The 11,983-nt window shown below is 65.0% G+C and carries 9 protein-coding genes; 5 read left to right on the plus strand and 4 right to left on the minus strand.

Features of this window, described 5'->3' with window-relative positions; genetic code table 11:
* Positions 1 to 245: PD-(D/E)XK nuclease domain-containing protein (locus GPT33_RS12850; protein ID WP_296809541.1), on the plus strand; the 245-nt coding region annotated here is incomplete at its 5' end.
* A gap of 86 nt (positions 246 to 331) precedes the next feature.
* On the opposite strand, the gene GPT33_RS12855 is transcribed toward GPT33_RS12850, so the two are convergent.
* The 4 genes from GPT33_RS12855 to GPT33_RS12870 all read right to left on the minus strand — a co-directional run bounded on the left by GPT33_RS12855 (position 332) and on the right by GPT33_RS12870 (position 6,055).
* Positions 332 to 688 carry a hypothetical protein gene (locus GPT33_RS12855; protein WP_296809544.1) on the minus strand — a complete coding sequence of 119 codons (357 nt, stop codon included), beginning with the start codon at positions 686 to 688 and terminating at the stop codon, positions 332 to 334.
* A gap of 107 nt (positions 689 to 795) precedes the next feature.
* The gene (gene bioA / locus GPT33_RS12860; RefSeq protein WP_296809546.1) at positions 796 to 2,094 is read right to left on the minus strand and encodes an adenosylmethionine--8-amino-7-oxononanoate transaminase; all 1,299 of its coding nucleotides are present in this window, start codon (positions 2,092 to 2,094) and stop codon (positions 796 to 798) included.
* 89 nt (positions 2,095 to 2,183) lie between these two features.
* Positions 2,184 to 3,617: a GTPase/DUF3482 domain-containing protein gene (locus GPT33_RS12865; RefSeq protein WP_296809548.1), complete on the minus strand. Its 1,434-nt coding sequence runs from the start codon at positions 3,615 to 3,617 to the stop codon at positions 2,184 to 2,186.
* On the minus strand, positions 3,617 to 6,055 hold the full coding sequence (locus GPT33_RS12870; protein ID WP_296809550.1) for a DUF2868 domain-containing protein: 2,439 nt from the start codon (positions 6,053 to 6,055) through the stop codon (positions 3,617 to 3,619). Before GPT33_RS12870 ends, GPT33_RS12865 begins: the two co-directional genes overlap by 1 nt.
* A gap of 439 nt (positions 6,056 to 6,494) precedes the next feature.
* Here GPT33_RS12870 and GPT33_RS12875 point away from each other — a divergent pair, with 439 nt between their 5' ends.
* From GPT33_RS12875 to zwf, 4 genes are all read left to right on the plus strand, one after another.
* Positions 6,495 to 6,866 (plus strand): hypothetical protein, encoded by a 372-nt coding sequence (locus GPT33_RS12875; protein WP_296809552.1) that lies wholly within the window; start codon positions 6,495 to 6,497, stop codon positions 6,864 to 6,866.
* A 249-nt stretch (positions 6,867 to 7,115) separates the two neighbouring features.
* On the plus strand, positions 7,116 to 9,194 hold the full coding sequence (gene glgX, locus GPT33_RS12880) for a glycogen debranching protein GlgX (RefSeq protein ID WP_296809554.1): 2,079 nt from the start codon (positions 7,116 to 7,118) through the stop codon (positions 9,192 to 9,194).
* A 120-nt stretch (positions 9,195 to 9,314) separates the two neighbouring features.
* Entirely contained in the window at positions 9,315 to 10,331 is a 1,017-nt protein-coding gene (gnd, locus tag GPT33_RS12885; RefSeq protein ID WP_296809556.1) for a phosphogluconate dehydrogenase (NAD(+)-dependent, decarboxylating), read from the plus strand.
* Positions 10,332 to 10,546: 215 nt separating this feature from the next.
* Positions 10,547 to 11,983: glucose-6-phosphate dehydrogenase (gene zwf / locus GPT33_RS12890; protein WP_296809558.1), on the plus strand; the 1,437-nt coding region annotated here is incomplete at its 3' end.

Here is an 11,983-nt window from a genome sequence, read left to right on the forward strand (position 1 = left end):
ACCTGACCCCGGAGGAGACGAGCAACCAAGGCCGTATTGACCTGACACTGAAGTTCAACGACTGCATATGGCTGTTTGAATTCAAGGTCGTCGAGCTGGCGCCGGAAGGGCGAGCGCTCCAACAGATCAAGGACCGCGGCTACGCCGACAAATACCGCGCCCTGGGTCAGCCGATCCACCAGATCGGGATCGAATTCAGTCGCGAGCGCCGCGCCTTGGTCGGCTTCGAGGTCGAAACGCTGTGAATCGCCGCCCGCAGATATCGCTGCGCGCGCACCGCGGCGCGTGGCGCATGATCACGCCGTGCGCATGGATTTCAAGGGCGCGCGGATCACATCAATCGGGCGACGGAGGCCTGCTGCAGCCCGAGCGCCTGCTGGCCCAGCTTGAGTGCCTGCTCGGCGAAGGCGTCGAGATCGCCCCAGCGGTCATCCGTATCCACCACCTCCGACATGACCTCGCCGACGATGCCGAGCCGGTAGGCTCCGTCGGCGCGCTCCGCAGGCGGGCTTGGCTCGGCGCAGACATAGAAGACGGGCTCGCGTTGCCCGGACGGCACGAAGGCGAGGATGTACCGATAGGTACGGCCATCCCCGCTCTCGATCTCGCCGAGCAGCGAGGCGCTGTGGGTGCCGACCTGATAGCGGCGTTTCGGGATGGCGGTCTTGATGACGGGGCGGTCTTGCATGGCACGGCTCCTGAAGCATGTCGAATCGGGCGCGGTTTCTTCGCACTGCCCTGCATGTGGGGGCGTTCGTGCGGCAACGCAGGCCGAGACACAGCTGCGGTGCTGCACTATCCGGATGACTCCACCGCCATCTCGCCGAGGACGGAGACGACCGATGCACAGAGTGTCGCAAGCTCCTCGTCGCCGGTGATGTAGGGCGGCATCAGATAGACGAGTCGGCCGAACGGGCGTACCCAGACCCCGCGTGCGACGAAACGGCGCTGGATCTCGCGCATGGACACGGGCGTGGACATCTCGACCACACCGATCGCGCCGAGCACCCGCACCTCGGCCACACCCGGAAAGTCCCTGCAGCCCTCCAGTCCGGCGCCCAGACCGCACTCGATCCGCGCGATGTTCGCTCGCCAATCTGATGCCAGCAGCAGCTCGATGCTGGCATTGGCGATGGCGCAGGCGAGCGGGTTGCCCATGAATGTCGGGCCGTGCATGAAGACGCCGGGGTCGCCCGATGAGATGGTCCGGGCGACCCGATCGGTCGCGAGCGTCGCCGCCAGCGTCAGATAGCCGCCTGTCAGGGCCTTGCCGAGTGTCATGATGTCCGGCGAAATACCGGCATGCTCGCAGGCGAAGAGCGCGCCGGTGCGACCGAACCCGGTCGCGATCTCGTCGGCGATCAGGAGCACCTCGAAACGGTCGCAGAGCCGGCGGACCTCCGCCAGATACTCGGCACTGTAGAAGCGCATTCCCCCCGCCCCCTGCACGATCGGCTCGAGGATGACCGCGGCAAGCTCGGTGCGATGTCGCTCGATCAAGGCCGCAAACTCGGCGATCTGCGCGGGCCGGCAGGGCTCACCGAACCGACACGCGGGCGCCGGCGCAAAGACCTGCTCGGGCAGCACGCGGCTGAAGAGATGGTGCATTCCCGTCACGGGATCGCAGACCGACATGGCCCCTTGGGTGTCCCCGTGATAGCCCGAGCGGATCGTCATCAGCCGATGCCGCTCGGGTCGTCCGACGGCCTGTTGGTACTGGATGGCCATCTTGATGGCGACCTCGACCGACACCGATCCCGAGTCGCAGAGAAAGACCTGCTGCAACGGCTCCGGCGTCAGCTTCACCAGGGTGTCGACCAAGCGTACGGCCGGCTCGTGGGTCAGCCCGCCGAACATGATGTGCGACATGGCGTCGAGCTGATCGCGCGCCGCCTGATTCAGGACCGGATGGTTGTAGCCGTGGATGGCGCACCACCAGGAGGACATGCCGTCGATCAGCTCGCGGCCGTCCATGAGCCGTATCCGACAGCCCGACGCCGAGCGCACGGCATAGACCGGATCGCGATCGATCGTGGAGGTGTAGGGATGCCAGGCGTGGGCCCGGTCGATCCCGAGCAGCTCGTCCTCTTTCATCCTAAACCGCGTCCAGAGCGACCAGCGTCATTCTCATGTTGTATCGGGCTCAAGGATCTTTCCGACCTTTGTAGTGACGCGGTTTAAGATCAAAGATCCGCACGACTGTCGATCTCGCTCACCGCCAGTCCGTGCAGGATATCTCTGATGATGGCGCGACACTCCTCTTCCCGCTCGGACTTGCCCTTCCTGGCCGCGTTGAAGAACCGCGCCAGATCGCGCTGCTGGGCGGCGGGCAACTCCTCCGTGAATCCGGCCCGGCGGATCTCCTTCTCGGGGACCTTGTCGGGCGCCTCCTCCTCCGCGGCTTGGCGACCGTGCGACCAGTTCATGGCCCGCGCACTGTAGAGCACGATGCGATCCAACAGGACAAAGGGGAAGCGCGGATTGTGAACCGGTCCGACCGTGAAACGCTGCGTCCCCGAGGCGCGCTCGATGTTCAGCTTGGCCAGTGCCTTGCTCCCCATGAACCCCAGGACGCCGCCCGTCGCCGCACCGATCAACGCGCCCGCTCCGAAGGTGTGCCCTGCGGTGGACAGGTCGATGGTCGCTCCGGAGGCCGCGCCCGCAGCCATGCCGACCAGGGCGAGCTGGCGTTTGGACAGACCGAGCGCTTGATTGACTTCCTCCGAGAGCAGATCCTTGCCGAGGATCGAATCCGGGGGCATGTGCCACACATGGTGGCGAAAATTCGCGCGGATCTGCTCCTGTGCATTCGTCTCGAGCTGGCGCAGCCCGTCTTCGAACGCCCTCGTCACTTCCTCCTTGACGCGTTCGCGACCGCTCTCGAAGACCAGCTTCTTCTCCTTCACGGTCTTGGACGCCTTATAGGTGAGCGCCTCCTTGAGCAGATCCAGGATGGTGGTGACGGCCTGATCGGTGCGCCGGTTCCAGTCGTGCTCGAAGGCATGAATCGCCTCTTCGACGAGCGGCTCCCAGCGCTGATCGATGCTCTTGAGTGCCTGCAGCAACCGCACGCGCTCGCCATAGGTGGCGCGATGGGCGTTGAAGTCGCGCACCGAGTTGAACGCCTTGTTGAGCGCGTCGCGCCACTGGGTCATGTAGCGCGTATTGTTGGTCAGGTTGTTCAGGATCGCCATGCGCGGGCGGGCGGTCAGGCGCAGCAGCTCGATCTCGACCCGATCCTTCTCCTTGATGCGCTTGGAGCCGTCGACCACCAGGATGATGGCGGCACCCTCGGCAACCGGCTCGAGGAGCTCGCAGTCGTGCGTAAAGAGGGGGTCCGCCCGATGCGCGGCCACGAACGCCCGTGCCAGCTCGCGCTTGCCGTTCTGGGCCTGAAACCATTCCAGGATCGCGTTGGGATTCTGAAACCCCGGGGTATCGATGAACTCGATCACCGGCCGACCGTCGATGATGACCGGGTAGACGTTCGATTCGGTCGTGGTGCCCGCGCGTTTATCGATCTGAATCAGGTCGTTTTCGGTCAGGGTCGCGACCACGGAGGACTTACCGGCATTCGGGTGCCCCATGATCGCCAGTCTTGGAATCTTCCCGGACATCAGTCGTCTCCATCCTCGTGAGGCGGCGCAAGCATTTCCAAGCGCAGATAGGGGTCGGCCATCTGATCGATCTTGCGTTGCCAGTCCGTGTAGTCGAACGGGCGCATCGGCGGCAGACGGTCCTCGTCGGTCGGATCGCCCACCAGGGCGAGCATGATCTGGGCGCGCGCGCCGGCCGCCGTGCGCAGCTCGCGCAGGAAGCGCAGGCTCTCCGTAATCGGGGGCTGCGAGCCGTCCTCGATCACGACCACTCGAGGCGGCGGTGCCTGCCAGTCGCCGTGCTCGAGGATACCGAGCGCATCGTCGGTCATTGCGCTGCCGGCGCCGACGGTCGCCGTCGCCGCAACCCGCCATCCGCTGAGGTGCATCAGCATCTGCTCAAGTCGAGGGCGATCCTCGTCCTCGAGGATGTCGTCGATGTCGACGTGCAGCAGAAGCAAACAGGCATCGGGGGCAAAGCGGGTGCCTTGTGCGGGGGTCGACGCCGGTGGTGTCGCAACGGCGGCCGCAGGTGCCTGAGTCGGAGCCGCAGCCGGTTCGGGGGGCGGTGTCGGCGTCTCTGCGATCTGCGGCTCGGCCGCGGGTCGCGCAGGCATTAGAGTCGGCGGCTTCTCCGCGCCCTTCAGATCCGATCCCTTCGAAACGGCGGGCTTTACCTTCGCCTTCTTCGGCTCGGCCCGTGGCGTTGCGGGGACCGCGGGCGTCGCGGGCGGCTCTAAGGGGCGGGCTTCCGTCTTGGCAGGCCCTACGGTCTCCTCTGGCTTTGGCTCGGGTGAGGGCCGAGCAACCGTCCGCGGGGGCACCGACGGCACTGCCGCACCGGCAGCCGGTCGATCACTCGCCGGCATCGGTTCGGGTGCGGACTCCGGCTCGGGGATCACAGGTGCAGCAGGCGCGCGCACCGCCGGCATGGCTGGAGGCTGAGGTTCCGATTTCCCCTCGCGCTCCGGCTGGCGAATCGGGGGCGCCTCGGCCTCGCGCGGCTGCGCCGGTTGCTTCGCGGGCTCCGGGCCGGGAGTCGGGGCCGGCGCCGCTTTCGGGGCATCGACAGGGGGCGCGATGACGGGCGGGGGTGCCGGCGGCGCCGAGGTCGGCGCCTCGTCGCCCGACTCGACTCGTCGAACCAGCGCATTGCGCCAAGGCCGCGCCGAGGCCGTCGGTACCGACTCGGCCGGGCCGTCCGGCCCCGCGGGACGCGGCTTGCGCGAGGTCGCCGCGGCCGGGATCGGCATCTCGGTGCCCTTCTCGCCGCCCGGGCGTCCCCCGCTCGGCGTCGTGTCGAGGCGCGGCGAGAGCATGCGGGCATAGAGCGCCTGAGTGCGGCTGTGGGTGAACGGCAGGCGTGCCAGGATCAGACGTTGGGCCAAGACGGACCCGCCCCAGAGCATCAACCTGGGCAGAAGCCCGTAGGTCGTGACGGCCAGGACCAGGAACGAGCCCCAGGATCGCAGATGCGCCGGATCCGGCTTAACCGTCGGCGTCACGCTCGCCCAGTGCTCGAGGAAGATGCGTGAGCCGGCCACTTGCTCGAGGCTCGGGAAGCCGACGCCCTCGCCGAGCAGCCAGCCCCAGGGCAGCGCGATCAATCGGGTCATGTCGAAGATCGTCTGGGGATGGACGTTCAGGGTCGAGCCCCACCCGAAGGCCAGGTCGGTGAACCACTCCAGCAGCAGAGTCGTCAAAATGACACCGAGATTGAACGCAACTCCGAAGATCTGCGCCGGGATCAACAACGGCAGATAGGAGACCGGACCATAGACCGCGTACTGCGACTTCAGGAGACCCTGCCGAGCGTGGGCCTGATCCTGAACCTCGGCCGCGGCATGACCGATCCGTTGGCGTTGAAGCCAGCTCGCTGCCCTGGCCACGAGCGGACGCACGACATGCATCAGGAGTCCGGGGGCCGCACCGGCGCCTCGACCGCGCACCTTGCGCAGCGTCCAGGCCGTGGCGACCGAGGCCACCAATAGAAACTGCACCATGACGAGCAGAAACAGATACCAGGAGACGCTGACCGGGCGGGTTCCGTCGTAGCTGAGCAGCGCGGAGGCCACGCCGATCCCGGCGATGAATCCGACGACCGCGAGCAGCAGGGTGACCAGGCGTTCGGCGCTCGCGAATGCCGCTCCCGGGAGGATCCCGCGCATCTCCGGACGTTCCGCATTGCGGCGGGCCGCAAGCCATCGGCGCAGGCTGAAACGCCGATGGGCCGAGGTATGCGGCGGCTGATCGCCGATCTCGGGCGCGATTGCCTCGAGATAGAGCGAGCGGTCGCGCTCGGCAAGGGTCTTGCGGGCCGACGGATGTTCGCGCAGCTCGCGCTCGTCGGCATCCAAGTAGTATTCGAAGTCGATCAGATCAGCGACTGTCCAATCGCGCGCTTCATCGGGCGCAGCGTGGACCTTGCTCGAATCGGTCGGATGATGTCTGAAATCCATAGGGATGCGTCAAGGCTCCTCGGTGCTGGTCCCTCGGTGCTGTTCGGGCACCCTTCGATGATCGTGTCGGCGGCCGTGCGGGAGGCATCGGGTCGACGCAACGAGCATAACCCGGGGCTCGGAGGCGACCCTTCGATTATTCTTATCGATCAAGTCGACTCGGGTCGAGCGCAGCCGTGGCCGACCGCCCCTTGAAATATCCCACAGTCCGGCTTTCAATTCACGCTTACGACCCCGACACGCGAGCATACACCCTCGGAGCGGTTGATCGGCGCGGATGTCATGGAAGGCGTGAATTCCCCGGAGCCCTGAGTCCACTACGCCGGAGCCGATGCCCTGCATCCGATAGGGGCCCGTTCAACGGTGCCCTCGCCAACCGTGCAATCGGGCCCCCGGACATGTCATCATCATCGCTCTCGGTGTTTCATCGGAGCATGCCATGACGCGCGATTCGAGCCCTGTACTGCCTCGCCTCGCGGTACTCGCCGTTGCAGTGGTCGCCGGCCTCGCATTCCTGTACATGGTGAAGTTGATGCACGACATGTCCGCTAACGTCGCCCTGATGGCGGGCGAGATGGCATCTATGTCGGCCGACATGGGCCGGATGCGTCAGGACATGACCTCGCTCGCCCGAGACGTCTCCGCCATGAGCCAACAGGTCGCCACCCTGCCCGCGATCGCCGAGGACATGGGTCGGATGCGCATCGGTATGGAGCGCCTCTCGGGCATCGTCGGCGGCGGAGATCAGATCCCGGCAGTCAACCCGATGGGCGTGATTCAGCAGATGATCCCCGGCAGCGACCGGCGTTAAACCGCGCCCAGCACGCTAGGCAATGGCTTTGGATCGGATCGGCCCCGGCAGACTTGACGAACGTTGGAGTCGGCGCAGTTTAAAAGATTAAAAAACATATCATTTTAAACCGCGTCCCCGCTAAGCGTCATGGATGCACCAAACGTCGAGCTCACTCGAATTTTGAGCATCTCGCTCAGGCCGCGGTTTACATACCGATCGACGTCCCTTCGGGCGACGTCCGGATGGCCTCACGTCAGGAGAACGACGATGGCGAAGGCGAGATACGCGGTTCAACCGGGAAACTGGGACAACTCCGGTTCCAGGGCAACGGATGAGGGGGTGAACTTCTGCATCTTCTCGCGCCATGCCGAGCAGATCGAGCTGCTGCTCTTCGAAACAGCAGCCAGCCCCGAGCCCTACGCGATCATCGCGCTGGATCGGCAGGTCAATCGAACCTTCTTCTTCTGGCACATCTTCGTCGAGGGTCTGGGCGAGGGAATCTTCTACAACTGGCGCATCCACGGGGCTTGCGACACCCGCGAGATCGGGTGTCGGATCGACGGCGAGAAGGCGCTCCTCGACCCCTGGGCCGTCACGGTCGACGATCAGCTGTGGAATCGGGAGATCGCCGCGCGTCCGGGCGATAACGTCGCCACCGCGATCCGCGCCCAGGTGGTGCGCGACCGCTACGACTGGGAGGGCGACTCGCCCCTGCACATCCCGCTGAATGCCGCGGTCATCTACGAGATGCACGCCGGCGGCTTTACGCGCCATCCCTCGTCCGGGGCCTCGCACCCCGGCACCTTCGGCGCCGTGATCGAAAAGATTCCCTATCTACAGGACCTGGGGATCACCCATGTCGAGCTGATGCCGATTATGGCCTTCGACCCCCAAGACGTCCCGCCGAAGACCGCGGCCATGGGCCTCGAGAACTATTGGGGCTACAGCACCCACAGTTTTTTCGCGCCGCATCCCGGCTTCGCGCTCGATCCGGCGCGCGCCCGCGACGAGTTTCGCGATCTGGTCAAGGCCCTGCACCGTGCCGGCATCGGCGTGATCCTGGACGTCGTCTTCAATCACACGGCCGAGGGCGGTGCCGACGGGCCGACGATCAGTTTCAAAGGGATCGGCAACGAGGTCTTCTATCATCTGGATTTCTCCGATCGGCGTCTCTATCGCGACTACACCGGTTGCGGCAACACGGTGAACTGCAACCACCCGATCGTGACGCGTTTTCTCATCGATGCCCTGCTCTACTGGGTACGGCAGATGCATGTGGACGGCTTCCGCTTCGATCTGGCGAGCGCCCTGGCGCGCGGCGAGGACGGCCATCCCCAGTATCACGCGCCGATCCTCTGGGCGACCGAGCTGTCACCCGCGCTGGGCCGTTCACACATCATCGCCGAGGCTTGGGACGCGGCCGGACTCTATCAGGTCGGCGACTTTCCCGGCTTTCGGTGGGCCGAGTGGAACGGACGCTATCGCGATCTGATGCGCAGCTTCGTCAAAGGCGATTCCGGCATGGTCGCCGAGGTGGCGACCCGGATGACCGGCTCGAGCGACTTATATCAGCCCCGCGGACGGCTTCCCAGCAACTCCATCAACTTCATCACCTGCCACGACGGTTTCACCCTCTGGGATCTGGTGAGCTACAACCTCAAGCACAACGAGGCCAACGGCGAGGACAACCGCGACGGCCACAACGACAATCTAAGCTGGAACTGCGGCGTCGAAGGCCCGACCGACGATCCGGCGATCCTCGCGTTGCGTCGACGCCAGGCCCGCAACTTCATCGCCATTCTCATGCTGAGCCAGGGTGTGCCCATGTTGCGCAGCGGCGACGAAGTGCTGCAGAGCAAACAGGGCAACAACAACAGCTACTGCCAGAACAACGCCATCTCCTGGTTCGACTGGACCCTGCTCGAGGACAACTGCGGGATGCACGACTTCGTCCGGGGTATGATCGCCTTTCGCCAGCGCCACCCGACCCTGCATCGCAGCCGCTTCTTGACCGGCGAACCCGCGAACGGCCAGATCTTGCCGGATATCGCCTGGCACGGGGCGGAGCTTGCATCCCCGGAGTGGGATGACCCCGCGGCGCAATCCTTGGCCTTCACCCTCGCCGGGATTACCGTGGAGGAGCCGCCCCTGCACATCATGCTCAACATGGGAAAGGCTCCGTTGCAATTCGCAGTGCCGCGGATCCCGGGCTGGTCCTGGCATCTCGCGATCGACACCGACCGCGAACCCTCGATCATGGATCCTGCCGATCCGACCCTGTCGTCCGGGTCGCGTGTTCGGGTCGCACAGCGCAGCCTGATGGTGCTCGAAGGCCGCGCCGCCTAAACCGCGCCGACTCCAACGGCCGTCAAGTCTGCCGGGGCCGATCCGATCCAAAAACATCGCATACCGCGCCGAGCGCGGTTTAATCTCCGACCCTCACGCCGCCAACAGGGGAAACGCCTCATGCAACTCGCAATGATCGGGCTCGGCCGAATGGGCGCCAACATGGTGCTACGACTCATGCGCGCCGGACATCGGTGTGTCGTCTATGATCGAGACCCCGCCGCAGTTGCCGCGCTGGTCGCCGAAGGCGCCGTGGGTGCGCAGGACATGGCCGATCTCTGCGCCAAGCTCGAAGCACCCCGCAACGTCTGGATCATGGTTCCGGCGGCGGTCGTGGACCACGTCATCGACGATCTGATGCCGCATCTGGAGGCCGACGACACCATCATCGACGGCGGCAACTCGAACTACCGCGACGACATCGCCCACGCGAAGCGCCTCGCGCCGAAGGGGATCCACTTCGTCGACTGCGGGACCAGCGGAGGCGTCTGGGGTCTGGAGCGCGGCTACTGCCTGATGATCGGCGGGGAGGACGAGGCGGTGGAGCGCCTCGATCCCGTCTTCGCTGCCCTCTCGCCCGGCCCGGGCGAGATCGAGCGCACGGCCGGTCGGAGCGGCGACTTCAGTCGCTCCGAGCAAGGCTATCTGCACTGCGGCCCCAACGGCGCGGGCCATTTCGTCAAGATGGTCCACAACGGCATCGAGTATGCGCTGATGGCCGCGTACGCCGAGGGCTTCAACATCCTCAAGCACGCGGGGGTCGGCCTGGCGGAGCACGCGGTGGATGCCGAGACTGCGCCCTTGGCCAATCCCGAGCATTATCAGTACCGCATCGACGTCGGTGAGGTCGCCGAGGTCTGGCGTCGCGGCAGCGTGGTCGCCTCCTGGCTCCTGGACCTGACGGCCACGGCGCTGCGCGCAGACCCGCAGCTCGACGGTTTCGGCGGTCGCGTCTCGGACTCGGGCGAGGGCCGCTGGACCTGCCTCGCGGCGATCGAGACCGGAACCCCTGCGCCCTTGCTCACCACCGCACTCTTCGAGCGCTTCAGCTCGCGCGGCGAGGCGGATTTCGCCAATCAGATCCTCTCGGCGATGCGCTATCAGTTCGGCGGTCATCACGAGAAGCCCGAAAGTTAAACCGCGCCGGGCCGGGTATGCGATGTTTTTGGATGGGGTCGGCCCCGGCAGACTTGACGAGCGTTGGAGCCGGCGCGGTTTAAGATATTAAGAAATAGACTATTTTAAACCGCGTCTCCGCTAGTGGCCGTGGAGGCACCAAACGTCGCGCTCACTCGAAAATAAGCATCTCGCTCTGGACGCGGTTTAACTTCAAGAACAAAAGGAGAGATCTCTTGCCCACGCAGCGCTTGACCGCCGAGACCACACCGCCCGCCCCGCCGAACGCCATGATCATCTTCGGTGCCGCGGGCGATCTGACCAAGCGCAAGCTGATCCCCGCCCTCTTTCATCTGTGCCACGGGAACCTGCTCCCCGACACCTTCGCGGTCGTGGGGTTGGACCGCATGGAGATGGACGACGCGACGTTTCAGTCGATGATGGCCGAGGAGGTGAAGCGAAACGTCGGAAGCGCATGGGATGCAGAGACTTGGGCGCGCTTATGCGAGCGCCTTCACTACATGACGGGCAACATTACTGAGCAGGCAACCTATATCGAGCTCTGCGAGCGCCTGTCCGGAATCGATGCCGAACGTGGGACTGACGGAAACTATCTCTTCTATCTTGCGGTTCCGCCATCGCTCTTCGGCGACATCACACGCCTGCTCGGTGCTGTCGGGCTGACCGCCGAGAGCGAGAACGACTGGCGTCGCGTCATCATCGAGAAACCCTTCGGCATCGATCTGGACAGCGCCAAGGCGCTCAACCGGATGCTCCACGAGACCTTGGACGAGGACCAGATCTACCGTATCGACCACTATCTGGGCAAGGAGACGGTTCAGAACATCATGGTCTTTCGGTTTTCCAACGGTTTCATCGAGCCGCTCTGGAACCGTCAACACATCGATCATATCCAGATCACGGTGGCTGAATCCGTCGGCGTGGAGCATCGTGGACCCTATTACGATACGGCCGGCGCCTTGCGCGACATGATTCCGAACCACCTGCTGGTTCTGCTGGGTTTTCTCGGCATGGAGCCCCCCAACTCGTTCGACTCCCAAGCCGTCCGCGACGAGATCAACAAGGTCCTCGACGCCGTCCATCCGTTGACGCCCGAGCAGGTCCTCACCAATGCGGTGCGGGGACAATACGGCGAGGGTGTGATGCCGAACGGCGAGAAAGTGCCCGCCTACCGATCTTCCCCCGGAGTCGATCCAAACTCGCGCACCGAAACCTTCGCCGCACTCAAGCTGACGATGGACAATTGGCGTTGGGCCGGAGTGCCCTTTTATCTGCGCACCGGTAAGCGCTTGACGGCGCAATACACGGAGGTCGTCATCCAGTTCAAGCGGGCGCCCAAGATCATGTTCAAGGACGCCGACACCGCCCAGATGCACCCGGACATGCTGGTGCTGCGTATCCAGCCGAACGAAGGCATCCAGATCAGCTTCGGGGCGAAGATCCCCGGGCCGCGGATGCGTGTGGGCACGGTCAACATGGACTTCTGCTATGCCGACTACTTCGGCAATGCCCCGGCAACAGGTTACGAGACACTCATCTACGACTGCATGAACGGCGACGCCACGCTCTTCAAACACGCCGACACGGTCGAGAAGGGCTGGGAGATCGTCCAATCGGTCCAGGACGTCTGGTCCGCCCTGCCCGCCCGCGAC

The sequence above is a fragment of the Thiocapsa sp. genome (assembly GCF_011390875.1).
In the GTDB taxonomy this organism is placed as follows: Bacteria; Pseudomonadota; Gammaproteobacteria; order Chromatiales; family Chromatiaceae; genus Thiocapsa.